22 protein-coding genes, 4 tRNA genes and 1 other RNA gene are annotated in these 23,976 nt (G+C 57.5%); 12 read left to right on the top strand and 15 right to left on the bottom strand.

The window, feature by feature from the left end:
* Positions 1 to 13 precede the first annotated feature (13 nt).
* From nuoF to serA, 10 genes are all read right to left on the bottom strand, one after another.
* Positions 14 to 1,291: an NADH-quinone oxidoreductase subunit NuoF gene (nuoF, locus tag AOP6_RS13670; RefSeq protein ID WP_155877293.1), complete on the bottom strand. Its 1,278-nt coding sequence runs from the start codon at positions 1,289 to 1,291 to the stop codon at positions 14 to 16.
* Positions 1,288 to 1,779, bottom strand: coding sequence for an NADH-quinone oxidoreductase subunit NuoE (gene nuoE / locus AOP6_RS13665; protein WP_155877292.1), 492 nt, complete (start codon positions 1,777 to 1,779; stop codon positions 1,288 to 1,290). The genes nuoF and nuoE overlap by 4 nt, the downstream gene beginning before the upstream one ends.
* A 1-nt stretch (position 1,780) precedes the next feature.
* Complete coding sequence (locus AOP6_RS13660; RefSeq protein WP_155877291.1) at positions 1,781 to 4,165, bottom strand: NADH-quinone oxidoreductase subunit B/C/D; 2,385 nt, start codon at positions 4,163 to 4,165, stop codon at positions 1,781 to 1,783.
* On the bottom strand, positions 4,162 to 4,608 hold the full coding sequence (locus tag AOP6_RS13655) for an NADH-quinone oxidoreductase subunit A (protein ID WP_155877290.1): 447 nt from the start codon (positions 4,606 to 4,608) through the stop codon (positions 4,162 to 4,164). Before AOP6_RS13655 ends, AOP6_RS13660 begins: the two co-directional genes overlap by 4 nt.
* 155 nt (positions 4,609 to 4,763) lie before the next feature.
* Entirely contained in the window at positions 4,764 to 5,222 is a 459-nt protein-coding gene (gene rnhA / locus AOP6_RS13650) for a ribonuclease HI (protein WP_155877289.1), read from the bottom strand.
* Between the two features lie 84 nt (positions 5,223 to 5,306).
* Positions 5,307 to 5,384, bottom strand: a tRNA-Glu gene (locus AOP6_RS13645).
* A gap of 52 nt (positions 5,385 to 5,436) precedes the next feature.
* A tRNA-Lys gene (locus tag AOP6_RS13640) sits at positions 5,437 to 5,512 on the bottom strand.
* 80 nt (positions 5,513 to 5,592) lie between these two features.
* Positions 5,593 to 6,891 carry an adenylosuccinate synthase gene (locus AOP6_RS13635; protein WP_155877288.1) on the bottom strand — a complete coding sequence of 433 codons (1,299 nt, stop codon included), beginning with the start codon at positions 6,889 to 6,891 and terminating at the stop codon, positions 5,593 to 5,595.
* Between the two features lie 22 nt (positions 6,892 to 6,913).
* Positions 6,914 to 8,197, bottom strand: coding sequence for an ATP phosphoribosyltransferase regulatory subunit (locus AOP6_RS13630; RefSeq protein WP_155877287.1), 1,284 nt, complete (start codon positions 8,195 to 8,197; stop codon positions 6,914 to 6,916).
* A 78-nt stretch (positions 8,198 to 8,275) separates the two neighbouring features.
* Entirely contained in the window at positions 8,276 to 9,859 is a 1,584-nt protein-coding gene (gene serA / locus AOP6_RS13625; RefSeq protein ID WP_155877286.1) for a phosphoglycerate dehydrogenase, read from the bottom strand.
* 523 nt (positions 9,860 to 10,382) lie between these two features.
* Here serA and AOP6_RS13620 point away from each other — a divergent pair.
* From AOP6_RS13620 to tatA, 3 genes are all read left to right on the top strand, one after another.
* A complete protein-coding gene (locus tag AOP6_RS13620; protein ID WP_155877285.1) occupies positions 10,383 to 10,709 on the top strand; it encodes a cytochrome c in 327 nt (108 codons plus the stop codon).
* Between the two features lie 91 nt (positions 10,710 to 10,800).
* Positions 10,801 to 12,408, top strand: a complete 1,608-nt coding sequence (locus AOP6_RS13615) for a DUF3373 family protein (protein WP_155877284.1) — start codon at positions 10,801 to 10,803, stop codon at positions 12,406 to 12,408.
* 146 nt (positions 12,409 to 12,554) lie between these two features.
* Positions 12,555 to 12,749, top strand: a complete 195-nt coding sequence (tatA, locus tag AOP6_RS13610; RefSeq protein WP_155877283.1) for a twin-arginine translocase TatA/TatE family subunit — start codon at positions 12,555 to 12,557, stop codon at positions 12,747 to 12,749.
* A gap of 106 nt (positions 12,750 to 12,855) precedes the next feature.
* Here tatA and AOP6_RS13605 read toward each other — a convergent pair whose 3' ends face one another.
* The gene (locus tag AOP6_RS13605) at positions 12,856 to 13,044 is read right to left on the bottom strand and encodes a GSU3473 family protein (protein WP_155877282.1); all 189 of its coding nucleotides are present in this window, start codon (positions 13,042 to 13,044) and stop codon (positions 12,856 to 12,858) included.
* Positions 13,045 to 13,222: 178 nt separating this feature from the next.
* Here AOP6_RS13605 and AOP6_RS13600 point away from each other — a divergent pair.
* The 9 genes from AOP6_RS13600 (at position 13,223) to AOP6_RS13560 (ending at position 21,973) form a co-directional block, all read left to right on the top strand.
* A tRNA-Ser gene (locus tag AOP6_RS13600) sits at positions 13,223 to 13,310 on the top strand.
* Between the two features lie 528 nt (positions 13,311 to 13,838).
* Positions 13,839 to 13,937, top strand: an RNA gene (gene ffs / locus AOP6_RS13595) — signal recognition particle sRNA small type.
* Positions 13,938 to 14,009: 72 nt separating this feature from the next.
* The gene (gene dnaX, locus AOP6_RS13590) at positions 14,010 to 15,674 is read left to right on the top strand and encodes a DNA polymerase III subunit gamma/tau (RefSeq protein ID WP_155877281.1); all 1,665 of its coding nucleotides are present in this window, start codon (positions 14,010 to 14,012) and stop codon (positions 15,672 to 15,674) included.
* 79 nt (positions 15,675 to 15,753) lie between these two features.
* Positions 15,754 to 16,068 (top strand): YbaB/EbfC family nucleoid-associated protein, encoded by a 315-nt coding sequence (locus AOP6_RS13585; RefSeq protein WP_155877280.1) that lies wholly within the window; start codon positions 15,754 to 15,756, stop codon positions 16,066 to 16,068.
* Positions 16,069 to 16,164: 96 nt separating this feature from the next.
* Positions 16,165 to 16,764: a recombination mediator RecR gene (gene recR, locus AOP6_RS13580; protein WP_155877279.1), complete on the top strand. Its 600-nt coding sequence runs from the start codon at positions 16,165 to 16,167 to the stop codon at positions 16,762 to 16,764.
* Positions 16,765 to 16,945: 181 nt separating this feature from the next.
* The gene (nifJ, locus tag AOP6_RS13575) at positions 16,946 to 20,527 is read left to right on the top strand and encodes a pyruvate:ferredoxin (flavodoxin) oxidoreductase (RefSeq protein ID WP_155877278.1); all 3,582 of its coding nucleotides are present in this window, start codon (positions 16,946 to 16,948) and stop codon (positions 20,525 to 20,527) included.
* A gap of 175 nt (positions 20,528 to 20,702) precedes the next feature.
* Complete coding sequence (locus tag AOP6_RS13570) at positions 20,703 to 21,200, top strand: roadblock/LC7 domain-containing protein (protein WP_155877277.1); 498 nt, start codon at positions 20,703 to 20,705, stop codon at positions 21,198 to 21,200.
* Positions 21,201 to 21,213: 13 nt separating this feature from the next.
* Positions 21,214 to 21,804, top strand: coding sequence for an ADP-ribosylation factor-like protein (locus tag AOP6_RS13565; RefSeq protein ID WP_155877276.1), 591 nt, complete (start codon positions 21,214 to 21,216; stop codon positions 21,802 to 21,804).
* Positions 21,805 to 21,897: 93 nt separating this feature from the next.
* Positions 21,898 to 21,973: transfer RNA gene (locus tag AOP6_RS13560), tRNA-Asn, on the top strand.
* A 73-nt stretch (positions 21,974 to 22,046) separates the two neighbouring features.
* On the opposite strand, the gene AOP6_RS13555 is transcribed toward AOP6_RS13560, so the two are convergent.
* The 4 genes from AOP6_RS13555 to AOP6_RS13540 are packed head-to-tail and all read right to left on the bottom strand — an operon-like array spanning position 22,047 to position 23,966.
* A complete protein-coding gene (locus tag AOP6_RS13555; protein ID WP_225897304.1) occupies positions 22,047 to 22,517 on the bottom strand; it encodes a rhodanese-like domain-containing protein in 471 nt (156 codons plus the stop codon).
* Positions 22,518 to 22,531: 14 nt separating this feature from the next.
* A complete protein-coding gene (locus AOP6_RS13550; protein WP_155877275.1) occupies positions 22,532 to 23,233 on the bottom strand; it encodes a cytochrome c biogenesis protein CcdA in 702 nt (233 codons plus the stop codon).
* A 54-nt stretch (positions 23,234 to 23,287) separates the two neighbouring features.
* Positions 23,288 to 23,692 (bottom strand): thioredoxin domain-containing protein, encoded by a 405-nt coding sequence (locus tag AOP6_RS13545; protein ID WP_225897303.1) that lies wholly within the window; start codon positions 23,690 to 23,692, stop codon positions 23,288 to 23,290.
* Positions 23,693 to 23,729: 37 nt separating this feature from the next.
* Complete coding sequence (locus tag AOP6_RS13540; RefSeq protein ID WP_155877274.1) at positions 23,730 to 23,966, bottom strand: thioredoxin family protein; 237 nt, start codon at positions 23,964 to 23,966, stop codon at positions 23,730 to 23,732.
* Positions 23,967 to 23,976: the final 10 nt, after the last annotated feature.

The following is a 23,976-nucleotide window of genomic DNA, read 5'->3' as shown; positions in this document are numbered from 1 at the left end:
GCAGTTCACATCGTCAGTTAGCAAGGGGGCAGCGACCCCGGCGAATATGGTCAACGAGTTCTTCCTCAAAGAGGCGCAGCAGGCTCTCGACCGGCCCCATCGCTCCCGTGGCCAGGGCGCAGAAGGAGCGGCCGTTGATGTTGCGCACCTGGCCGCGCAGCATGTCGAGATCGTCCATGTTTCCCTGCCCCTTCTCAATTTTTTCCAGCAGCCAGGATACCATGGGCAGTCCGTCCCGGCAGGGCGTGCACCAGCCGCAACTTTCCCGGGCAAAGAAACGGTTGAGGTTGAGGGTCGCCGCGACCATGCAGGTGTGGTCATCGAAGACGGTGACCCCGCCCGTCCCCAGGCGGCTGCCGACCTGTTCCAGGGCTTCGTAGTCCAGCGGCACGGCCAGATGTTCGGCGGTCAGAAAGGGGGTGGAGGCCCCGCCGGGCAGGCAGGCCTTGAAGGCGCGGCCTTTCCAGACGCCGCCGCCGTATTCGGTGATGAGATCGCCCAGGGTGATGCCGATGGGCAGCTCGTGGCATTCGGTGCGCTCCAGGTGTCCCGAGAGGCCGTAGAGCTTGGTGCCGGCCCCCTTTTCCGTATAGGCGAGGCCGGCAAACCAGTCGGCCCCGCCCTGGATGATATGGGGGATGTTGGCGAGCGTCTCCACGTTGTTCACCGTGGTCGGCTTGTCGAAGAGGCCGCGAACGGCTGGAAAGGGGGGCTTGGAGCGGGGGTTGGCGCGCTTGCCTTCCAGACCGTTGAGCAGGGCCGTTTCCTCGCCGAGGATATAGCGCCCGGCGCTGCCGTGTACATGGAGGTCGAAGGAAAAGCCGGAGCCGAGGATGTTCTGGCCCAGCAGGCCGGCCTGCGCCGCTTCGGCGATGGCTCTCTCCAGGTTGTGCATGGCCTGGCGATAGGCGTAGCGGATAAAAATAAAGCCCGTGGGGATCTGCATGGCGTAGGCGGCGAGGATCATCCCTTCCACCAGCTGGTGCGGATCGGCTTCCAGCAACTGGCGATCCTTGTAGGTCCCCGGCTCCATCTCGTCGCCATTGCATACCAGGTATTTCTGTCCCGGCTGCTCCGAGGGGAAAAAGGACCATTTGACCCCGGTCGGAAAGCCGGCGCCGCCGCGGCCGCGCAAGCCGGAGGCCTTGACGGCGTCGCGCACGGCGGCGGGGTCCATCTGCTTCAGGGCCTTGGCCAGCGCCGTGTAGCCTCCCTGTCGGCGATATTCCTCCAAAAAGACGCATTCGCCGGGCCGCCGATTTTTGAAGAGGAGCAGGGTGTGTTTTTTCATGGTGTGCCCCCGGTTCGTTCGGCCGCCAGAATGGCGTCGATCTTCTGCGCGTCCAGGTGTCCATAGAGGGTAAAACCGATCATCATGGCCGGCGCCTGGCCGCAGGCCCCCAGGCAGCAGGTCGGCAGCAGGGTGAAGGCCCCGTCAGCGGTGGTCTCGCCCAGGGCGATGCCGAGCCTGTCCTGTAGATGACGTACGATTCCTTCACTCCCCCGGCTCCAGCAGCAGATGGAGTCGCACACGTGAATAACCCGCCGTCCCACCGGCTGGCGGAATATCTTGTCGTAGAAGGTGGCGATTTCTTCCACCTGTAAAGGTGACAGCCCCAACAGGGAAGCCGTCAACACCACGCCTTCGTCCGGAACCCAGCCGTATTCCTCCTGAATGGCACGCAAAACGTCGATGACCAGCTCGCGGGGGTGCTCCAAGCGAGTGACGCGCTTTCGAAACTCTTCCAGTTTTTGTGGACTCAGCAGTTCAGGTGCCATATCAGCGATCCAGATCGGCCAGGACGAAATCGATGGAGGCCAGGATGGTGAAGAGATCGGCGACCATCCAGCCCCGGCTCAGTAGCGGCAAGGTCTGCATGTGGGCGAAGGACGGCGTGCGGATGCGCAGACGGTAAGGGACGTTGCCGCCGTCACTGACCAGGTAGTAGCCGCATTCCCCCTTGCTCGATTCGATGGCCCGGTAGCATTCCCCCGCCGGTGGTGTCAGGCCACGGGAGAGATTGACGAAATGGTGAATGAGGCTCTCGATATCGCGCAGCCCGTCAGCCTTTTTGGGATAGACGTAGCGGTAGTCGTCGGTAACCCAGCGTCCCCCGGGCATCTTTTCAGCACATTGTCTGACGATATTCAGGCTCTGCCGCATCTCCTGCAATCGCACCAGGTAGCGGGCGTAACAGTCCCCTCCATTGGCGGTGGCGACCTCAAAGTCGAACCTGTCGTAGCCGCCGTAGGGCATGGCGCGGCGCAGGTCCCAGGCGAGGCCCGTCGCTCGCAGGTTCGGCCCGCTCACTCCCCAGTCGAGGGCCTCATCGGCGGAGAGCATCCCGACCCCTTCGGTGCGCGCGCGGAAGATGGGGCCGTTGCTGAACATCTTCTCCAGTTCATCCAGTCGTGCGGCAAAATCCCGGGTAAAGGTGTCGACCACGGCCCTCCAGCCATCGGGAAGGTCGTCGGGCAGGCCACCGACGCGGAACCAGGCCGGATGCATGCGGCCCCCCGTGATCATCTCGACGATGTCGAAAACCTTTTCCCGCGATTCAAAGGTGTAAAAGACGGGGGTCATGGCGCCGACATCGTTGCCGAAGGTGCCGAGCCAGACCAGGTGGCTGGCGATGCGGAAGAGTTCGCACAGCATGATGCGCACCGTCTGGGCACGCGCCGGCACCTCCACCCCGAGCAGAGTCTCCAGAGGATAGAGATAGGCCAGGTTGTTCATGACGCCCGACAGGTAGTCGATGCGGTCGGTGTAGGGGATGAACTGGTTCCAGTGCTGACGCTCCCCTGTCTTCTCGGCCGCCCGGTGGTGATAACCGATATCCGCGTCGATATCGTCGATTTCCTCGCCCCGCAGTTTCAGAATGAGGCGTAGTACCCCGTGGGTTCCCGGATGGTGGGGGCCGACGTTGAGGATCATGGTCCCTTCATCCTCACCGACGGGGCGTCCCTTGAAAAAATCACCACCGTCTCGGGGCGCCATGGCGGCGGCCGTGGCCGCCGTATAAGCTGGCATCTCCGTGGCCCGAAAAGGGTGGGATTTGCGCAAAGGGTGCCCCTGCCAACTATCCGGCATCAGAATGCGCCGCAGATCGGGGTGCCCGCCAAATGAGATGCCGAACATGTCGTAGGCTTCCCGTTCATACCAGTTGGCTGAGGGCCAGATGCCGGTGACACTGGCCGCCTGGGGATGCTCTCCCTGCAAAGGGACCTTGAGACGGAGGTAGCTCTGTGTCTCGAAGGAGAGCAGGTGATAGACCAGAGTGGTGTCGTGGTCAGGGCGAACCCGTCGCGCCGACTCGTCGATGGCGGCGATGTCCTCCAGGCGACGGTATTTCTGCGGGGCTTCTTCTTTAAGATAACGCAGAACGTCAAGCGCCTTTTCCGGTGAGGTTGTCAGGGTCGGCATGTCGGCCCCCTGCGGATCAAGACTAACGGCCTCGGCGAAGCGCTCACGCACCGCGCCAATCAGGTCGTCGGTGCGAGGAAATTCCACTTGAGGCTGTGAAGGTCGCCAGATTTTGTCAGCGCGGTTTAGCCGGAAGTCGGGGGGCTGTTGGGAGGTGCCGCGAATGGGGCTGGAACCGTAGCCGGGCCCGCGCGTGTCGCGGCTCTTGCTGACACCGTCCATGAGAACAGGCACGGTGGTGCCCTCACTGCCGCCGGGCAGTCCGAGCACGGGCCGCGCCGGGCGTTCCTCCCGGGCAATTTTGTCCTGCAGCAGCATGAGTCCTTGCATGAAGGCCTCGGGGCGGGGAGGACAGCCGGGAACATAAACATCCACGGGAATGATCTGGTTTACCCCCTGGATGACGCTGTAGGTGTCGTACATGCCCCCCGAGTTGGCGCAACTGCCCATGGCGATGACCCACTTGGGGTTGGCCATCTGCTCGTAGAGCCGAAGGATGGACGATCCCATCTTCTTGAAAGGAGTGCCGGCGATCACCATGAGGTCGGCTTCCCTGGGGCTGCCGCGCAGGACTTCGGCGCCGAAGCGGGCCAGGTCGAAGCGCGGGGTCATGCTGGTCATCATTTCGACGAAGCAGCAGGACAGGCCGAAAAACATGGGCCAGAGGCTGTTTTTGCGTCCCCAGTTGATGGCGTCATCAAGGGTGGTGAGGATAATGCCTGGCGGAATGTTCTCCTTCACGGTTTCCTCCCCTTTCGACGCATGGCGCTGGGGCCCCAATCGAGTCCGCCGGCTTTCCACAAATAGAGCAGGCCGACAAAGAGCATGGCAATGAAGAAAGTGATCTGGAAGAAACCGGCCCAGCCCAGCAGGTCGTAGGCCACCGCCCAGGAAACGACGAAGATGATCTCCACGTCGAAAACGATGAAAAAGATAGCCACGAGATAAAAGGGCACCGGCTCACCCAGACGAGCACTGCCGGTGGGAGCGATGCCCGATTCATAGGGCTGCTGTTTAACGGGATGGCGCGTTTTGTGGCCCAGGGCCCAGGCCAGCAAGAGGAGCACGCCGACCAGAAAGAGCGCGATGGCGGCATAAAGCCCAAGAGACAGCAGGGCCTCGAAAGAGGGCGCGAGTTCTCCACCTGCCGGCAAGGCAGGAATATGGGCGGAAGATGAGGGCATGATAGGATCCGCGTTGCCTGGTTCCGAGGATACGGGATTCTGGCGGATACCCGCTGAAGGGGCAGCCAGGATCGGTGCAAGAACGACTGTAAACGACCGAATAAACAGCCAGTTGGAACAATACCACAAAGTGGTGGTTTGTCAAATGGGAGATGTCAGCGCGCCCGGGCAAGGCCTTCGACAATGGCGGCGCGAGCCAATTCGTCACAGCGTTCATTTTCGGGATGCCCGGCGTGGCCGCGCACCCAGGCCCAGGTGACCTGGTGCCCGTTCACGGCCGCCAGCAGGCGTTCCCAGAGGTCGCGGTTGAGAACCTCTTCTTTCTTGGAGTTTTTCCAGCCTTTGCGAATCCAGCCTTGAATCCACTCCGTCATGCCTTTGTGCAGGTATTGGGAGTCGGTGGTCAGGTGAACCTTACAGGGACGCTTGAGGGCTTCAAGGCCGGCAATGGCGGCCATCATCTCCATGCGGTTGTTGGTCGTGTGGGGATCAAAGCCGGACAGTTCCCTCTGCTGTCCTTCATAGCGCAGAAGCGTGCCCCAACCACCAGGGCCGGGGTTGCCGGAACAGGCCCCGTCCGAAAAGATTTCGACTACCCGGGAAGTGTGCGTCATAAGGTTGGTCACCGTCATGGAAGATAGAATCAAGAGAAAACGAAAACAGCCCTGAAACCTTACGGTGACAGGGCTGTTTTCATTTGGCGTCCCCAGGGGGATTCGAACCCCCGTCGCCGCCGTGAAAGGGCGGTGTCCTGGGCCAGGCTAGACGATAGGGACTTGAACTTGCAAGTACCCCGCGGGAAATGACCCCGCTGTGTACGGTTTGACTTGGTGAGCCGCGTTGGGATCGAACCAACGACCATCTGATTAAAAGTCAGATGCTCTACCATCTGAGCTAGCGGCTCGTGCAACAGGAATGACTTTATACTGGAACCCTTCGGGGAAGTCAACTCCTTTTTTTAAAAAATTCCTCGGTACATCGTCTTTATTTGGCGGTGAACGGGTTCTTCACCTGGATGGTCTGGTCGCGCCGGGGCCCTACAGAAACGAGGGCAATGGGGCAGCCGGTGACCTCTTCGAGCTTTTTAAGATAGACGCGGGCCTTCTCCGGAAGATCATCGTAGGTGCGCACGCCTGAAAGGTCGGAAGACCATCCTTCCATCTCTTCATATACCGGCTTGCAGTCGTTGAGGACATCGAGATCCTGCGGGAAAGTCTCCAGCATGTCGCCCTGGTAGGAATAGGCCGTGCAGATCTTGATGGTATCGAGTTCGTTGAGGACATCGAGTTTGGTGATAGCCAGACCGGTCAGGCCGTTGGTGCGCACGGCCTCGCGCAGGGCCACGGCGTCGAACCAGCCGGTACGGCGGGGGCGGCCCGTGGTGGCGCCGAACTCCTGCCCGACCTGGCGCAGCTTTTCGCCCATCTCGTCATTGAGCTCGGTGGGGAAGGGCCCTTCGCCAACGCGGGTGACATAGGCTTTGGAGATGCCGATGACTTCATCGATGAAGCGGGGACCGACGCCCGAACCGGTGCAGGCACCGCCGGCAATGGTTGAAGAGGAGGTGACGTAGGGGTAGGTGCCGTGGTCGATGTCGAGCAGGCTGCCCTGGGCGCCTTCGAACAGGATGTTGTGCCCGGCATCGATGCTTTCATTGAGGATAAGGGAAGCGCGGCCCAGGTATTTTTCCAGAACCTGGGCGTAGCCGCTGTACTCCTCCAGGATGGCTTCTTCGGACAAAGGGCTCTGCCCCAGAAACTTCTCCAGGTAGAAATTCTTCTCGGGCAGGATTTCTTTCAGTTTGCGGGCAAAGGCCTGCGGCTTGATCAGGTCGTTGAGACGGATGCCGCGGCGCCCGATCTTATCTTCGTAGGTCGGCCCGATGCCCCGACCGGTAGTGCCAATTTTGCGGGCGCCGGAACGGATCTCGCGGGCTTTGTCGATCTCCCGGTGATAGGGCATGATGATATGCACGTTGCCGTCGATTACCAGCTGGCTGTCGTCCTTGAGATAGCCCTTTTTCTTCAGATTAGTGATCTCGCGAATGAAAACCTCGGGATCAAGAACCACGCCATTGCCGATGATGCAGCGCTTGCCTTCGTGCAGAATGCCGGAGGGGATCAGGTGCAGGACGGTTTTCTCGTCACCGACGACCAGGGTGTGCCCGGCGTTGTTGCCGCCCTGGTAGCGGACGACGTCGTTGGCATACTCGGTATAAATATCAACGACCTTGCCCTTGCCTTCATCGCCCCATTGGGCGCCTACGATAATTACATTAGCCATATTGATTTTCTCCTGATGAGACTTAAAGAACGAAACTTTCGTCCTGGATCGATTGATAGGACACCGATTTATCGGAACCGTCCATTACATTGATGAGGCGGATGTCCTGGGCCGGTGAAAGCACCATAACATACCGGAAATTCATTTTGCGGGCATAAGCCAGAGAACCTTCTAGGTCGCGAGGAATGATGTCGCGAGCGGCGGATAGCCCTTTTTTCCGCAGCGTCTGGGCCACGCGCTGGGCCAATTCCTTGTCCGGGCCGGACTGAAAGATGAGTACGTCGGTCTGGCGGACCGCCCGATCGTCCAGTTGCTTGTCGAGGGCAAAGAGCAGGTTGAGCAGATTGAAGGCAAAGCCCGTGGCCGGGGCCGGATAACCGTAGGCCGCCGTCAGGTTGTCATAGCGGCCGCCGAAACAGACCGCGCGGCCGAAACCGGTGAGAAAGCCCTGAAAAGTCACTCCCGTATGGTAGTCGAGTCCGCGCAGTTCGCCAAGGTCAAAGGTGACATGATCCTCAACCCCATAAACTTCCAGTATCTCCAGGACCTTTTGGAGGTCGGCCAGGGCTTTGCGCGAACGATCATTGCTGACGACTCTTTCCGCTTTCTGCAGAACCTCACGACCGCCAAAGAGGCGGGGGAGGGCAAGGACTTCCTCGCGAGCCTGGTCTGTCAGGGATAAGCCAACTAAAAGCTCTTTGAGTCCGCTATTGTCCTTGCGGGCGATGGCGGCCTGGATCTGCCGGGCCTTGTCGCCGGAAACGGGCAGGTTTTCCATTACACCTCGAAAAAAATCGACCTGGCCGATATCGATGGTGAATTCCGCGGCGCCAAGGTTTTTGAAGCACTCAACGGCCATGGCGATCATTTCGGCATCGGCTTCCGGGCTTTCCAGGCCGATCAGCTCCACGCCAGCCTGAAAGATTTCGCGGTCCTTGCCGGCCTGCATCTCCGTGTGGCGCAGAACCCGCCCCGCATAGCACAGGCGCAGAGGCAACGGCAGCTCACGCATGCGCGTGGCGACAATACGGGCAACCTGGGGAGTGATGTCGGGGGGGAAGGCCACCAGCTTGCCGCTCTGACGGTCGTCAAAACGGAAGGTCTTTTCCCGCAGTCCGGCCCCCATGCCGCGCTCCAGATCGTGGAGAAATTCGAGAGAGGGCGGAATGACAGGACGAAAGCCCCACTGATTGAAGACGCTGAGGAGGCTGTTGCGGAGAAAGTCGATCTTGGCCGCCTTGATCGGAAGGAAATCCTTCACCCCTTTGGGGAGCATGGCCTCGATGGCGTTATCGGGAATTGGCATGGTTTAAATCCGTTACTGAAATCTTGTAGGCGAAGAGTCCTGTGACTCCGGCGGTCGTCCGTTTAGCGGTGGTCCGATTTAGAGCCTGACTTGCACCGCGGATAAAATGTGGGTGTTGTTGCGCATGCTTTCCAGAACCGCCTCCGGTATTTCGCTGTCGACATTGATCAGCGAGATGGCCCTCCCTTTGATCTTCCGGCGGGAGAGGTTCATCATGGCCACGTTGATGCCGGCCTCTGCCAGCGTGTGGCCGATAAAGCCGATAACGCCAGGCCGATCATCGTTGTGCAGGACAAGAATATGCCCATCGGGCACGGCCTCTACCGGGTAATCGTCCACTCTGACAATGCGGTAGTCGCTTTCGCCGAAGAGGGCGCCGCAGACGGAACGTTCCCCGTCGGCGCAATGGACCGTCAGGCGGATCATGTTGGCAAATCCCTCCGAAGTCTTGCTGCGGGTCTCCAGAACTTTAATCCCTCGTTCTTCGGCCAGGTGCGGCGCATTCACATAATTGACCATCGAGCCGATCATCGGCGTCAGCAGTCCTTTGAGCAGAGAGAGAGTCAAGGGCTCCGTGGGGAAATCGGTGACGCTGCCGGCGTATTCTATTGTGAGTTTCTCCAGGCCGCGGGCGCACAGCTGTGCCTGAAAGGAGCCAAGCCGCCCGGCCAGGTCAATGTAAGGCTTCATTGCCGCCAGTAGTTCGGCGCTGATAGACGGCACATTGATGGCATTGACGATGTTGCCCCGCAGGAGAAAATCAACGATCTGCCGCGCCACCTGGACCGTGACGTTGATCTGGGCATCCGTTGTCGCCGCCCGCAAATGAGGGGTACAGATAACCTGCGGAAGAGAAAGCAGGGGATTGTCCTTCAGGGGCGGTTCTTTGCTGAAAACGTCGAGCGCCGCCCCGGCGATACGTCCGCTCTGAATTCCTCTGGCCAGGGCTTCCTCGTCGACGAGCCCACCGATGGCGCAGTTGATGATGCGACAGCCGGGCTTGACCGTTCCAAGGGCTTCCTCATCGAGGATATTGACGGTTTCGCTGTTTAAGGGCACATGGAGAGTGATGAAGTCCGCGCGCCGCAGCAGGTCGTCGAGTTCCACCTGCTCGGTCATCAGTTGTCGCGCCATTTCGCCCGACAGGTAGGGGTCATAAAGCAGCACGCGCATCTTGAGGCAGAGGGCGGTCTCAATGACCAGGCGACCGATCTTGCCGCCACCAATGACCCCCAGCGTCTTGCCGGCGATCTCCACACCCGTGAAGCGATCCTTTTCCCAGGAACCGGATTTGGTCGACTGGCTTGCCTGGGGAATCTGCCGGGCGAGGGCCATCAGCATCGCGATGGTATGTTCCGCTGTGGTAGTGGTGCTGCCGAAAGGGGTGTTCATGACCACCACCCCTTTGCGATTGGCGGCGGCCAGGTCCATGTTTTCAGTACCGATTCCGGCCCGGCCGATAACTTTGAGGCGGGAGGCGGCCAACAGAACCTCTTCGGTCACCTGGGTGCCGCCGCGCACGACCAGGGCATCGGCGTCGGAAACTTCCTTGAGAAGATCTTCGGGGGATAGTCCGGGATGATAGCAGAGTTCAATGCCTTCGGCTTGTTTGAAAACGTCCAGCCCGGCGGGGGAGAAATTGTCGGAAACAAGCACTTTCATAGGCCAGAACCTGAATACTTGGATAAATGCCTAAGGCCATAGAGGAAACCAGCCAAACAAAAGGGTACGTTAGCAATACTGCCAAGCGATGTCAAGGTGAAAGCCCGAGCGGGAAAAGGGCAACTGGCGGGAAAAAGAAGGATTTTTTGTGTGAGATCAAGGGCCGGTTTGAGAGACAAGCGGGCTTTTCGTGTTATGGCCGGTGTTTTCACGAGAAGCGTTGCCATATGGCGTAAGTCGCGCAGGTTGGAAAAGATTAAAAAAGGGGTAGTTCCTGAAAATACAGGGGGAGTTGGATTGTCTCCATTGTTGGCATAAAGCGTGTATTCGCCATATAGCGGTTCGCATATCTGAGGCAATTTATATATCGCTTTTATTTGATCGTTATATTCCGGTATCTATATGTAGGGAGTTTTTGCTTGATTCTTGACTGATCCGGTGTTAACAAGAACCCGTTTGAAGGCTGGCGACCGTGTATGGTGCGCAGTCGCCACAACAAAGAAGCAATGGAGGAAGATTAAGTATGAACAAGGTGATGAAAGCAGCAGCTGTTCTGGCGCTGGTAGGCTTCATGGCCACCTCGGCCTTTGCTGTAACCGGCGGCAATCCCAAAAAAGGCAAGTATCTGTACAAGAAAAACTGCAAGGCCTGCCACACTGAAGGCGCCGAGGGTGGCAACCTGACCCCTCTGAGCAAAACCATGGCCCAATGGGATCGCTTCTTCGAGCGTGACAAGCATTCCGCCAAGCCTGAGGCTTTCGAAGGCATCAGTGAGAAAGACCTGCTCGACATCCAGCAGTTCCTCTACGATCACGCTGCTGACGGGCCCCAGCCCCAGACCTGCGGTTAATTGACATATCCCTGCCCGTCGATACGGGCAGGGATTGTTTTTGCACGGCACCACACAACCACGTTGATTCCATCAACCAAGGAGGCACAAAATGCGTAAACTGATGGCCATTCTGCTGGCCGCCCTGCTCGTAGCGCCTGCCACGGCTCTGGCAGCTACCAGCATCGAGGAACTGCAGAAGAAGATCGAAGAACTGACCGACGAAGTCGACTACCTCTCCGGACGCGTTGACAAGACCGAGAAGCACACTGCTCTCGACCGTATTGAGTTTACTGGCGACCTGCGCGTCAAGGCGGACACCCTGCATTATAAGGATGTCACCAATGTTCAGCCGCCCTTTATGGACACAGATGGGGATGGATTTCTCAATTTTAATATGGTCGATCCGACCACCTTTAAAAGAGAATCCAAGGACCTCGACAACGACATCCTGTACACCACCCGCCTGCGTCTGAACATGAAGGCCAAAGTGTATGACAACGTGAATTTCGCTGGCCGTCTTGCCATGTACAAAAACTGGGGCGATTCCACCGGGACCAAAGTGTTCGATTCCTGGAGCTCCTTCACCATGGACGGTAGCGATGGTGGCAATACCACTGGCGACTGGCTGCGGGTTGAGCGCGCCTATTTCGACTGGAACAGCATCGGTGGTTCCAATTTTTATCTCTCCATCGGTCGCCGTCCTTCGACCTATGGCCCCCCTGGTCAGTATCGTGAAAACGAGCTGCGTGGCGGTACCCCCTCTGGCCACCTCGTTAACTTCAATTTTGACGGTATCACCATCGGCTACAATCTGAGCGAAGTGACTGGTATCGAAGGCCAGGTTGTGCGGTTCTGCTACGGTCAGGGATATGAGTCCGAATATGGCAATGGCGAGCTCTTCAACCAGATCGATCTCGATGATACTCATCTGGGTGGCTTTAATATCGATGCCCTGAACGACGGCACTAACTTCCTGCAGGTTACCGCGTTTATGGCCAAAGACGTCACGGATGGTTTCAAGGGTGTATTTGCCGTGCCAACGGCCTTCCTGCCCCCAAGCCTTGCCAGCCAAATGATGCCTGGTGTTAACCTGAATGCTCGTCTACAGGCCCGCGAGAATATTGGTGACATCATTCTTGGCGGCATTGGGTTTGCCCGCGAGGAAATGAATGGCGTCAACTGGTTTGGTTCCTTGGGTTGGACCCGTATGGACCCCAATGGCAAGGCCAATATGTTTGGCGGTATGATTAGCGATCCAGAAATGGCTTTTATGGCCGCAGATGGGTCTATCAGCATGACGCCTACTGGCAGTGATGTTGCCATGGTGCCTACCGGCAACGCACTTACCAGCGATACCGAAGATGGTTATGGGTTCTATGCTGGCGTCCAAGTTCCTGCCCCCCTTGGTAAGTTCGGCCTGGAGTACAACTACGGCTCCGAGTTCTGGACTCCCTTCACCCAGGCCCAGGATGATGTCATGGGCAGCAAGCTGGCCACCCGCGGCCACGCTGGCGAGGCTTACTACATCTTTGATATCAACCCCAACATGTTCATCAAGGTTGGCGGCATCTACTATGACTACGAGTACACCGGCAGCGGTTCTCCCGTCGGCAAGCCCCAGAAGGTCGACGATGTCATAAATGGCACCGCTTACTCCATGCTTCCCGTTGTGGACAAAGCATGGGACGGCTATGCCTCTCTGACCGTCAAGTTCTAATACGAACTTGAAAGCACCACCTCGAAGGGCCGGCAGCGATGCCGGCCCTTTTTATCGTAGAAGGTGACGCGATAAATGGCTGTTGAGCTTTATCCGCAAGGAGTGTATGCTTCACTGAAACACCCCATAGAGGAGAATTCTAAACCATGTTCGGTCTCGGAACTCAGGAACTGCTCATCATTCTTGCATTGGTGCTCATCATTTTCGGCGCTGGAAAGTTGCCGCAGGTCGGCGGCGCTCTGGGAAAAGGTCTGCGTAACTTCAAGCAGGGAATCAAGGAAGAGAACGAAGAGCAAGAGGACGAGAAGAAAAAAATATCCGACGACAAGAAGGAAGACTGAACGCCTCTATTTTTTATTTTCGCTTATCCATAAAACATCCCGTTCGGCTGCTGCCTGGCGGGATGTTTTTTTCTGAATGCTGAAAGCCGGTTTGGGGTACCTCGAATCAGGGTGATCGGCGGGGATCTTCCTGCTTGATGGTTTGCGTCATCCGTCGGATGGGATCATACCCAGGCATGACCCAGCCGGATTGACGAAGAAATTGATGGATTTTCCCGCTGGCGATCAATCCGTCCAATTCTCTGCTGTTGACGACATCCTGACGGCCATCATGGTAGATGACGCGAATCATCATAAAATAGCGCTCCTTAAAATGGCATTGTTCTTTGACAGTAGCATTGCCAAAAGGGAATGCAATAGAGGCTGGGATATTTTGGCGCTTTTTTGCCTTTCAGGCAGGGGAAAATGCTGTCAACAGCAGGGAAAAAAATGCTTTACAGGGCCGAGCCATTTGTGTAATCTTCGTTTTCCGCGGAGAGGTGACCGAGTGGCCGAAGGTGCACGATTGGAAATCGTGTGTACCGCAAGGTACCGAGGGTTCGAATCCCTCCCTCTCCGCCAGTTTTAAGCACAAGATACCGGGATTCGAAGCGGAGTGAGCGCTGCCAGTGGCAGAAAAGCGGACAGGATGTCCGCGTCAGCGAGCGCAGGGGAGCCGACGCCGGAGCCGCCGTGATGGCGGCGACAGAGTGGGCGAATCCCTCCCTCTCCGCCAGTTTTAAGCACAAGATACCGGGATTCGAAGCGGAGCGAGCGCTGCCGGTGGCAGAAAAGCGGACAGGATGTCCGCGTCAGCGAGCGCAGGGGAGCCGACGCCGGAGCCGCCGTGATGGCGGCGACAGAGTGGGCGAATCCCTCCCTCTCCGCCAGTTTTAAGCAACAAGATACCGGGATTCGAAGCGGAGCGAGCGCTGCCGGTGGCAGAAAAGCGGACAGGATGTCCGCGTCAGCGAGCGTAGGGGAGCCGACGCCTGAGCCGCCGTGATGGCGGTGACAGAGTGGGCGAATCCCTCCCTCTCCGCCAGTTTTAAGCTGCAGAAAATAGTCCTGCGGATTCCTCTACTACCTCCTATTGCCGTTAGAAGTGACAGCCGGGTCCCGCGCAACGGACGGTCGCCAACCCCGTCAGGCCCGGAAGGGAGCAGCGGCAACGACCTCAGCCGTGTGCCGCGGGGGTGCCTGGCTGTCACTTGTGCCGGCAAATCCCACCGGCGTTTCTGCTCTCTCCTTTCTCCCCTCTTATCGGAGATCTGATCCCTCATGTCTTACCTGGTACTGGCTCGCAAATGGCGACCCCAGAGCTTTTCTGACCTGGTTGGGCAGGAGCATGTCAGTCGCACTCTGGCCAACGCCATACATTCCGGCCGCGTTCATCATGCTTTTCTGTTTACTGGCGCCCGCGGTGTTGGCAAAACCTCGGCTGCGCGCATTTTGGCCAAGGCGCTCAACTGCGCTGAGGGGCCGACTGAAACTCCCTGCAACCAGTGTCCTTCCTGTGTCGAAATCACCAGCGGACAGGGTGTCGATGTTTTGGAAATCGACGGGGCCTCCAATACGGGCGTCGACGATATTCGCGCCCTGCGCGAAAATATCCGCTACCTGCCTTCTCGCTCCCGCTACAAGATTTTCATCATCGACGAAGTCCACATGCTCTCCATCAATGCTTTTAACGCCCTGTTGAAAACGCTTGAAGAGCCGCCCGAGCATGCCAAGTTCATCTTTGCCACGACCGAACCCCATAAAATACCCATTACCATTCTCTCCCGCTGCCAGCGTTTCGATTTTCGGAAAATCTCTCAGCCGAAAGTGGCTGAGCGCCTGCGCGAGATTGTCGACGCGGAGGGGATCGGGATGTCAGACAAGGCTCTCGGGCTGGTGGCGCGCCAGGGGGAAGGCAGCATGCGTGATTCGCTGTCGGCTCTCGATCAGATTGTCGCCTTTTGTGGCATGGAGGTAGCAGACCAGGATGTTCTCGGGATTCTCGGCATGGTCGACCGCCGTCTTCTTATGGATGCGGTCTCGGGCGTGCTGGGCCGGGATGGCCACCGGGTTCTCGAAGTTGTCCGGCAGGTGGACAATCTGGGCCATTCTTTTCGGCAATTCTGTCAGGAGCTGGTGGAGACTCTCCGATCCCTGGTGCTTATCGCGGTGGTTGAGGAGCCTGGTGAGCTCTTGCAGGTGACTTCCAGCGAACTGCAGGAACTCCGGGGGCTGGCTGGAGATTGCGAACTTGAAGAGCTGCAGCGTATTCTGACCATTCTCATCCGCACCGAAGCGGAGCTGGCCACGGCGGCTTATCCCAAGTTGATCCTAGAGATGGCCCTGGTTCGTCTGGCTCACATGCCGCAGGTCAAGAGCGTGGCAGCCCTGGTACGCAAGATCGAGGACCTTGAGCGTCTGCTTGCCAGCGGACTGCCACAAACCCCTCCCCGACCGACTCCTGAGAAGCCAGAGCGCCCAGCGCCGGTTCCGGAGGAGTTGCCAAAAAAGGCTGAAGCCCCGGCTCCTCAGGCCTCAGCGCCGGGAGGGTGGCAGGGGCTGGTTGAGCATGTCCGTGCCCGTCGCCCCCTGATCGCGACTCTGCTTGAAAATGGCAGCCTCCTGCGCCTGGAGCTTCCCGTTCTTGAAATCGGCTATGTGGCCGCCTCCTTCATGTTTGAACAGGTCCGTGATCCGGAAACGCTTGAGGTGATCACGACCCTTGCCAGTGAATATTTCGCCCAACCTGTCACCATCAAACTATCCCCCGTTGCCGGCGAAAAAAAGGCACCACCCTCTTTGGTTCAGGAGCGTCAGGCTCAGGAATCCGACCGCAAAAACCGTCTGCGCAACGACGCTCTGGCGCACCCCATGATCAAGGCGGCTGTTGAGATCTTCGAAGGCAAGGTCAGCGAGGTAAAGCCCATCGATAAGGGTTTTGTGTAGGCGTCTGGCCTATCTCTTTGCAGGAAATTAATCACCACACTATTCGCACCCGCGATTCATTACAAGGAGGATATTCGTCATGTCAAAAGGTCTCGGAAATATCATGAAGCAGGCCCAGATGATGCAGCAGAAGATGGCCCGCATGCAGGAGGAATTGGCTCAGCGCGAGGTTGAGGCATCGGCCGGTGGCGGCATGGTCACCGCTGTTGTCAACGGCAAGCAGCAGTTGATCTCCCTTAAAATCGATCAGGGCGTTGTCGACCCCGAAGACATCGAGATGCTTCAGGATCTGGTGGTCGCCGCCGTCAATGAGGCGATCAAGAAGAGCCAGGACATGATGCAAGAGGAAATGTCCAAGATTACCGGAGGCATGAATATTCCCGGTTTGTTTTAAGGGCAGGCGGCTGGCTTTAACCCTCGATAAATATAATTTTTGTGTTGTTAAAAAAATAAAACACCATTTTAAATTATTGGATTTTTGTAGATTCCCATGCTAAACTCCACCCCGTCTTTCACCCGGCTCGTCGCGGAATTGGCCAAGTTGCCAGGAATAGGTCAGAAGACCGCTGTTCGCCTGGCTTTTCATGTTCTACGCCAGCCCGTTTCGGAGTCCGAGGCCCTTGCCGATGCCATCCGGGAGCTGAAACAGAAAATTCGTTTCTGCTCCCGCTGTTTTGGCGTAACGGAAGAGGATCCCTGCCCCATCTGCACAGATCCGGGGCGCGATGAATCCCTGCTCTGTGTGGTTGAGCAACCGCAGGACCTGATGGCCATCGAGCGCAGTCGTTCCTTTCGCGGCCGCTATCACGTTCTGCATGGTGCTCTCTCGCCGCTTGAAGGCGTGGGGCCGGAAGACCTGAAGATTGAAGAGCTCCTGAGTCGCCTGCAAGGGGAATCGGTCAAAGAGGTCATGATTGCCACCAATTTTTCGGTGGAAGGAGAAACGACGGCGCTGTATCTGGCCCGACAGATTTCTCCATTGGGCATCAGGGTTACCAGGCTGGCCCATGGTATCCCCATGGGGAGCGACCTTGAGTATATCGATGAGGCGACGGTGAACCGGGCCGTAGAAGGCCGCCGGGATCTTTAGCTCCTGCTCTTGTCTGATCTTTTGCTATACTGTTACAGTTTTTCGAAGCGTCTTGGCGTTTCGGGTCATTTGGGTGGAAAGTTTGTGAAAAGCCGGTAGTTCCTCTGTTGGCCTGGTTCTTTTTAACCTGCGGCCAGGGAGCGTCGGGTACAGATTCATTAACACGCAAAAGGAGGAGTTCATGTCGCGCACTATGGTAAATATTGACGGCAATACCGCGGCGGCGCATGTAGCCCATGCAACCAACGAGGTTATCGCCATCTATCCCATTACGCCTTCATCGGTCATGGGTGAGATCTCCGACGCTAAAAGCGCCCTGGGTGAAAAAAACATCTGGGGTACGATTCCCAAGGTCGTCGAAATGCAGTCCGAGGGTGGCGCTGCCGGTGCTGTTCACGGTGCCCTGCAGGCCGGCGCCCTGACCACCACCTTCACCGCCTCTCAGGGGCTGCTCCTGATGATCCCCAACATGTTCAAGATTGCCGGCGAATTGACGCCGACGGTCTTCCATGTGTCCGCCCGCGCCATTGCCGCGCAGGCCCTGTCGATTTTTGGCGATCATTCTGACGTCATGACCTGCCGCTCCACCGGTTGGGCGTTTCTGTGCTCCAACAATCCCCAGGAGGTCATGGACTTTGCCCTGATCGCCCAGGCCGCCACCCTCGAGTCGCGCATCCCCTTCCTGCACTTCTTCGACGGCTTCCGCACCTCGCACGAAATCCAGAAGGTGGAAGCCCTGTCCATGGACGACATGAAGGCCATGATCGATGACGAACTGGTGCGTGCTCACCGCGCGCGCGGCCTTTCGCCCGATCATCCGGTTCTGCGTGGCACTGCCCAGAACCCCGACGTGTACTTCCAGGGGCGTGAGACGGTCAATTCCTACTATGACAAGGTGCCCGGCATCGTTCAGGCCCAGATGGACAAATTCGCCAAGCTGACCGGTCGCCAGTATAATCTGTTTGATTATGTCGGCGCTCCTGACGCCGAGCGGGTCATCGTGGCCATGGGTTCTTCCTGCGAGACCATCCATGAGCTGGTCGAACATCTCACGGCCAAGGGTGAAAAGGTCGGCCTGCTCAAAGTGCGCCTCTTCCTCCCTTATCTGACAGAAGCTTTCGTCAAGGCTCTGCCCAAGACGGTCAAAAAAATCGCCGTTCTCGACCGCACCAAAGAGCCCGGCTCCATGGGCGAGCCTCTGTACCACAACGTGCGGACCGCCATCGGTGAGGCCATGTCCGAGGGAACCTTCTCCTTCGACGGCTATCCGACCATCGTCGGCGGCCGTTACGGTCTCGGCTCCTACGAATTCACCCCCGCCATGGCCAAGGCCGTTTACGACAATCTCGGTGCCGCCAAGCCGATGAATCACTTCGTGGTCGGCATCAAGGACGACGTTACCGGCAAGAGTCTCGATTTCGATCCGAGTTTCAAGGTGCCCCAGAACGTCTATGCCGCCATGTTCTACGGTCTCGGTTCCGACGGCACCGTCGGCGCCAACAAGAACTCCATCAAGATCATCGGCGAAAATACGGACAACAACGCGCAGGCCTACTTCGTCTATGACTCCAAGAAGGCCGGCAGCATGACTACCAGCCATCTGCGCTTCGGCAAAGAGGGCATTCGCAGCACCTACCTGATCGACAGCGCCGATTTTGTCGCCTGCCACAACTTCTCTTTCCTCGAAAAGTACGACATGCTCGGCCGCGCCAAGCAGGGGGCGACCTTCCTGCTCAACAGCCCCTACGGCAAGGATGAGGTCTGGGGCCATCTGCCCAAACAGGTGCAGCAGCAGATCATCGACAAAAAGCTCAAGTTCTATGTGATTGACGGTGTTCACCTGGGGAACAAGATCGGTCTCGGACCCCGCATCAATGTCATCATGCAGTCGGCCTTCTTCAAGATTTCCGGCATCATCGATTTCGATCTGGCCCTCAAGGAAATCAAGGACGCCATTGACAAGTCTTATGGCAAGGCGGGCGAGAAGGTCGTCAAGATGAACTACGAGGCGGCCGATGCCGGCGCCAAAAACGTCGAGGAAGTGAAGGTTCCCGCCAAGGCCGACAGCACCATCGAGATGCAGATTGGCAAGTGGGCCGGTACTCCAGAGTCTGTGCAGAAAACCCTCGGCCCCATCATCGATGGTTTGGGTGACAAACTGCCCATATCCGCCATGCCCGCCGATGGTACTTTCCCCACGGCCACGGCTATGTTCGAAAAGCGCAATATCGCTGTCTCTGTGCCGACCTGGGATGAGGAGCTGTGCATCCAGTGCGGCATCTGCTCTTTTGTCTGTCCGCATGCGACTATCCGCATGAAGATCTACAACGAGAGTGACCTCAAGGGTGCTCCCAAGACGTTCAAGTCGTGCGATGCCAAAGGCAAGGATGTGGAAGGAAAGAAGTTTACCCTGCAGGTAGCGGTCGAAGATTGTACCGGTTGCGGCGCCTGTGTGTACAACTGCCCCGCCAAGAGCAAGACTAAAGAAGGCCACAAAGCCATCAATATGGCTGAGCAGGTCGCCCTGCGTGAAACAGAACGCGAAAATTTCGAGTTCTTCCTTGGTCTTCCCGACACCGATCCGGCGCTGTTCAATCGGGCTTCTGTGAAGGGCAGCCAGTTGTTGCCACCGATGTTCGAGTTCTCCGGTGCCTGCGCGGGCTGTGGCGAGACGCCTTTCGTCAAGCTCTGTTCCCAGCTGTTCGGCGATCGCATGGTTGTCGCCAACGCCACGGGTTGTTCGTCCATCTACGGCGGAAATCTGCCGACGACGCCTTGGAGCAAGCGCAAGGACGGTCTCGGTCCGGCCTGGAGCAACTCTCTGTTCGAGGACAACGCCGAGTTTGGTTTTGGCTTCCGTCTGACCATCGACAAGTTTACTGAATATGCTCTTGAGCTTGTCGATAAGCTGTCCTCTTGTGACTGCAAAGGGTGCAAGGAAAGTCTCCCTCTGATGAAGGAGATCAAAGAAGCGCCGCAGACAAATCAGGAGGAGATCGAGGCGCAACGCGTCCGTGTCGCCAAGCTGAAGAAATCTCTGGAGAAGTGCCCTGACGCGGACAGCAAAAACCTGTTGTCCGTGGCCGATTACCTGGTCAAGAAGTCCGTCTGGATTCATGGCGGCGACGGCTGGGCTTACGACATCGGCTACGGCGGCCTCGACCACGTCCTCGCCTCTGGTGAGAACGTAAACGTACTGGTTCTCGATACCGAGGTTTACTCCAACACCGGTGGCCAGGCCTCCAAGGCAACACCTCTGGGCGCCGTGGCTCAGTTTGCCGCCGGCGGCAAGCGCATGCCGAAGAAAGACCTCGGTATGATCGCCATGACTTACGGCAACATCTACGTCGCCAAGGTCTCCCTGGCCAATCCCGCGCAGGTTGTCAAGGCCATGCTGGAAGCTGATTCCTATGACGGACCTTCCCTTATCCTTGCCTACAGCCACTGTATCGCCCACGGCATCAATATGACGACCGCCGTTGATGAGTGCAAAAAGGCCGTTAACTCCGGTCATTGGCCACTCTTCCGCTATGACCCGCGCCTGGCCGACCAAGGCAAGAACCCGCTGCAACTTGACAGCAAGGAGCCCAGCATCACCTTTGAGGAGTTCGCCTCAGGGGAAAATCGCTGGAAGGTGTTGCAGAAGGCAGAGCCTGAAGTGGCTGCTCGGCTGATGAAGCAGGCCAACAGGGAAACAGCCGCTCGCTACGATCTCTACAAAAAGCTGGCTGAAATGCAGGTTGATTGCGGCACAAAAGACTGAGGTATAACTCGGTAATTTAAAACTCCCGGCAGGAAACTGCCGGGAGTTTTTTTTTGCATTTTTCGTGATTTCGAGGCACGGCTTCCTCTGTCTAAGTCATTAAAAGACCTTGATAGTTAAGGGTATAGATGTTATAAAATGCGCTGGTGCGCAAACCTTATCAAGGAGCATTGGCATGTTTGGCCCACAATCATCGCTCGTCATGTATGATGAGGAATTGAAAAGAATCAATGCAACGATTGAAAAGCTGCTGCGTGAAGCCAACGCCAAGGTTATTTTTCTGGTTGATAAAAATGGCCAGTTAATCACCGCCGTCGGCGAGACGGAGCACCTGGACACCACCAGTCTGGCCTCTTTGACCGCCGGGAATATTGCAGCGACGGGCGGATTGGCCAAGCTCATCGGCGAGAAGGAGTTCTCTATTCTTTTTCACGAGGGCGAAAAAGATAATCTGCATATCTCCATTGTGGCCGGAAGGGTTATTCTGGTCGTGATTTTCGACCAGCGCAGTTCACTGGGGCTGGTTCGTCTCCGCGTCAAAAAGTCCAGTGATGAGTTAGGTGATATTTTTCAGGACCTGGAAAAGAAGGCAGAGGAGATGGAATCCAGTGGCGATTTCCAGAGTCCCTTTGCCGAAATCACCGACGATGACATTGATAACCTCTTCAGCTGAGAGGTAGGCCAGCATGTCCTTTATCAACTACGCTTCACGCGAAATAAACTGCAAAATCGTCTACTACGGACCGGGCCTTTGCGGCAAGACGACCAATCTTCAGTTCGTCTACCAGAAGACCGCACCTGAATCCAAAGGGAAGATGATTTCTCTGGCGACGGAGACGGAGCGGACGCTGTTCTTCGATTTTCTGCCGCTGGCACTGGGAGAAATTCGCGGATTCAAGACCCGTTTTCATCTATATACCGTTCCGGGCCAAGTGTTCTACGACGCCTCCCGGAAGCTCATCCTCAAAGGGGTTGACGGCGTTGTCTTTGTCGCCGATTCCCAGGAAGAACGCCTCGACGCCAACATCGAGAGCCTGGAGAACCTCAAGACAAACCTCGAAGAACAAGGTTATCAACTCGAAAACCTGCCTTTCGTCATGCAGTACAATAAGAGGGACCTTCCCAACGTCTCGTCCCTGGAAGAGCTCCGCAGCCTGCTCAATCCAACCAATGTGCCAGAATTCGAGGCCTGTGCCACGACAGGTGAAGGGGTTTTTGAGACCCTCAAAGCGGTGGCCAAACTGATTCTCGTTGATCTGAAAAAGGGTGGCCGCTAGGGTGTTCCCAGGATGCAAAAACGACGAAAAAATAGGGCACAAAAAACTTGACAGCCCCAGGGCAATCCAGTATATTCCCAGCCTGTCACACATTCCCCGGTAGCTCAGTCGGTAGAGCAGGTGGCTGTTAACCACCCTGTCGCTGGTTCGAGTCCGGCCCGGGGAGCCAATTAATATCAAGGGCCTACGGCATTCGCTGTAGGCCCTTGTTGTTTTTATGCCGGCAGAACTTCTGGGCAACCTTACGGCTGGGGCGTTTTGAGCAATTCCTGAAAATACAAGGCATCTTCTCCACGCAGGTTTTCCATCAGGCCGATCAGGCCGTCCGTGAGGTAGCGGGCCTGGAAGCCCTGGGTGCGCAGGTAGACCATGCCGATGATGGCCCGGTCCTTGTGGGGGCAGGCGGCGACAATGATCTTGTCCTTGGGCAACTCGTTCAGCCTTTTCGGAAGCTCGCTCAGGGGGATCTTCAGACCGAAGTTGACCCCCCAGGTCTGCTGTTCTTCCTTGAAGCGGATATCGACCAGTACGGCCTTGCCATCCTCGACCCAGTCGATCACCTGCCCGCTGGTTGCCTTCATGTCCTTGCGGGATTCATAGGTGTAGTTAAGAAGATAATCCTCAAGCGAGATGGGCTCTGCGGCCAGGGTTGTGGTGCCGAACAGCAGAGTCGCACCGAGGAGCATCAGGGTGTACTTTGCCCAAGTTTTCATGTTTTTCCCTCCAGTTAAAAGGGGGCGCTGTAGATGAGCCACAGGCCGCCCGCTATCACGAGAATACCGCAAATCTTTTTAAGGATGACCGCCCCTTTGGATTTTTCGTTCCAGTCCAGGTAACGCTGGATGATTTCGGTGAAGGTGCCCGCCAGCACGATCACGGCACAGTGGCCGATGCCGTAGGCGAGCAGGAGCGAGGCCCCGTATAGCATGTTGTCGGCGGCCAGGCTGAAGGCGACGCCAAGCATCGGAGCCATGTAGGCAAAGGTGCAGGGCCCGAGGGCGATACCGAAAATGAGACCGAGCAGGAAGGCCGCCAGCATCCCCTTGCGTGCCATGCCGACTTGGCCGGGACCCGACCAGGGCATGGGGATAAGGTCGAGCAGGTGCAGTCCGACCAGGATAAAGATGCCGGCGACGAACCAGTTGGCCCAGGGGCCCAGATCGCCCATCATGCGTCCAGCGGAGGCGGTGATGACTCCGATCAAGGCGATGGTGAGCAGGATGCCGAAAGCAAACAGGGTGGAGATGAGAAAAGCCCGCTTCGTGGTCATCCTTCCCTGGCCGTCGATAAAGCCAACAATAAGGGGAATGCTGGCCAGATGGCAGGGGGAAAGAACGACACTGAGAACGCCCCAGGCCAGCGCGGCCGCAAGCGCGAGCAGCGGCGAGCCGGTGACCGCTTGGGTAAGGGCGATAAAGAGGGATTCCATCGGTAAAGTCCTTTGCCTGGAGAGGATGCCGCCAGATCGACCACGGGAACGGTTTTAGAAGTCGAAACCGAGTTTTTTCCAGGTAGCGAGGATGTCTTCCTTGCCGATAAAGCCCTGATGCCGGTGAAGTTCCTTGCCGTCGGGACCATAAAAAATCTGCGTGGGGATAAGCTGAACCCCGTAGCGGGTGGCCTCCTCCCGATTCTTCCAGACGTCGATGAACACCACGTCCATCTTGCCGGCATACTCCTTTTGCAGTTCATCCAGAATCGGCGCCATCATTTTGCAGGGAATGCATTTGTCGGCGCCCAGATCAACGAGGCGCGGCAACCCGGTGGCCACCCCGGGGGCGGGGGCAGTATCCGGCTTGGCACCGGCGGAATCGGCCTGGTTGCAAGCGGTAAGGCTCAGGACAAAAAAGGTCGTGAAAGCCAGGACAAAAAGGGTGCGCATGGACATCGGTAAACCTCCCGGCAGGTTGAGGGTGCGAATAGATTCAGGCTTGCAGCAGTTTGACGATCTGCTCGGGCTTGAGCACCTTGCCCTGAGAAACGACCTTGCCGTCGATGGCCAGGCCGGGCGTGGTCATGCAGCCGAAGGTCATGATCTCGTTGATGGTCGTGACCTTTTCAAACTCTACCTCTTCGCCCAGGGTCTGCGCAGCCTCTTTGGCGTTGGCGGCCAATTCGTTGCATTTGGCACAGCCGGTGCCGAGAATCTGGATTTTTCTCATTGTTTGTCTC

The organism is Desulfuromonas sp. AOP6 (assembly GCF_009731355.2).
In the GTDB taxonomy this organism is placed as follows: Bacteria; Desulfobacterota; Desulfuromonadia; order Desulfuromonadales; family SZUA-540; genus SZUA-540.
This window is presented reverse-complemented; position numbering and strand designations above follow the sequence as displayed.

Coding starts and splice junctions, on each gene's coding strand:
- nuoF (WP_155877293.1), bottom strand. CDS start 1,291: ATGAAAAAACACACCCTGCTCCTCTTCAAAAATCGGCGGCCCGGCGAA.
- nuoE (WP_155877292.1), bottom strand. CDS start 1,779: ATGGCACCTGAACTGCTGAGTCCACAAAAACTGGAAGAGTTTCGAAAG.
- AOP6_RS13655 (WP_155877290.1), bottom strand. CDS start 4,608: ATGCCCTCATCTTCCGCCCATATTCCTGCCTTGCCGGCAGGTGGAGAA.
- rnhA (WP_155877289.1), bottom strand. CDS start 5,222: ATGACGCACACTTCCCGGGTAGTCGAAATCTTTTCGGACGGGGCCTGT.
- AOP6_RS13635 (WP_155877288.1), bottom strand. CDS start 6,891: ATGGCTAATGTAATTATCGTAGGCGCCCAATGGGGCGATGAAGGCAAG.
- AOP6_RS13630 (WP_155877287.1), bottom strand. CDS start 8,197: ATGCCAATTCCCGATAACGCCATCGAGGCCATGCTCCCCAAAGGGGTG.
- serA (WP_155877286.1), bottom strand. CDS start 9,859: ATGAAAGTGCTTGTTTCCGACAATTTCTCCCCCGCCGGGCTGGACGTT.
- AOP6_RS13620 (WP_155877285.1), top strand. CDS start 10,383: ATGAACAAGGTGATGAAAGCAGCAGCTGTTCTGGCGCTGGTAGGCTTC.
- AOP6_RS13615 (WP_155877284.1), top strand. CDS start 10,801: ATGCGTAAACTGATGGCCATTCTGCTGGCCGCCCTGCTCGTAGCGCCT.
- tatA (WP_155877283.1), top strand. CDS start 12,555: ATGTTCGGTCTCGGAACTCAGGAACTGCTCATCATTCTTGCATTGGTG.
- AOP6_RS13605 (WP_155877282.1), bottom strand. CDS start 13,044: ATGATGATTCGCGTCATCTACCATGATGGCCGTCAGGATGTCGTCAAC.
- dnaX (WP_155877281.1), top strand. CDS start 14,010: ATGTCTTACCTGGTACTGGCTCGCAAATGGCGACCCCAGAGCTTTTCT.
- AOP6_RS13585 (WP_155877280.1), top strand. CDS start 15,754: ATGTCAAAAGGTCTCGGAAATATCATGAAGCAGGCCCAGATGATGCAG.
- recR (WP_155877279.1), top strand. CDS start 16,165: ATGCTAAACTCCACCCCGTCTTTCACCCGGCTCGTCGCGGAATTGGCC.
- nifJ (WP_155877278.1), top strand. CDS start 16,946: ATGTCGCGCACTATGGTAAATATTGACGGCAATACCGCGGCGGCGCAT.
- AOP6_RS13570 (WP_155877277.1), top strand. CDS start 20,703: ATGTTTGGCCCACAATCATCGCTCGTCATGTATGATGAGGAATTGAAA.
- AOP6_RS13565 (WP_155877276.1), top strand. CDS start 21,214: ATGTCCTTTATCAACTACGCTTCACGCGAAATAAACTGCAAAATCGTC.
- AOP6_RS13555 (WP_225897304.1), bottom strand. CDS start 22,517: ATGAAAACTTGGGCAAAGTACACCCTGATGCTCCTCGGTGCGACTCTG.
- AOP6_RS13550 (WP_155877275.1), bottom strand. CDS start 23,233: ATGGAATCCCTCTTTATCGCCCTTACCCAAGCGGTCACCGGCTCGCCG.
- AOP6_RS13545 (WP_225897303.1), bottom strand. CDS start 23,692: ATGTCCATGCGCACCCTTTTTGTCCTGGCTTTCACGACCTTTTTTGTC.
- AOP6_RS13540 (WP_155877274.1), bottom strand. CDS start 23,966: ATGAGAAAAATCCAGATTCTCGGCACCGGCTGTGCCAAATGCAACGAA.